Source organism: Streptomyces rhizosphaerihabitans, from assembly GCF_025399795.1.
In the GTDB taxonomy this organism is placed as follows: Bacteria; Actinomycetota; Actinomycetes; order Streptomycetales; family Streptomycetaceae; genus Streptomyces; species Streptomyces rhizosphaerihabitans.
Genome location: NZ_JAODTZ010000198.1, coordinates 1 through 401 on the forward strand (window position 1 = coordinate 1; position 401 = coordinate 401).

Consider the following 401-nt stretch of genomic DNA (forward strand, 5'->3'; position numbering starts at 1 on the left):
CAGACCCTGATCATCCTCACGGCGGGGATCGACCTGTCGTGCGGGGCTGTGATGGCGTTCGGCAGCATCGTGATCGCCAAGATGGCGGCCGAGGGCTCCCTGCCCCCGCTCCTCGCCGTCGCCCTGGGTCTGGTGGTCTGCGGCGGGTTCGGTCTGCTCAACGGGTTGCTGGTGCAGAAGATCCCGCTGCCGCCGTTCATCGTCACCCTTGGCATGCTCAACGTGGCGTTCGCACTGACCCACATCTACTCCGCGGAGCAGACGGTCACCAACCTGCCCGGCCCGCTGACGGCCCTCGGCGAGACCTTCCCGCTGGGCCACACGGACATCACCTACGGCTCCCTGGTCACCATCGCCCTGTTCCTGCTCCTCGCCTACGCGCTGAGCAGCACCGGCTGGGG

The 401-nt window shown here is 68.1% G+C and carries 1 protein-coding gene; it reads left to right on the top strand.

The features are described 5' to 3' along the window. On the top strand, window positions 1-401 hold a 401-nt coding region (locus N4G66_RS45390), incomplete at both ends, for an ABC transporter permease subunit (RefSeq protein WP_449343331.1).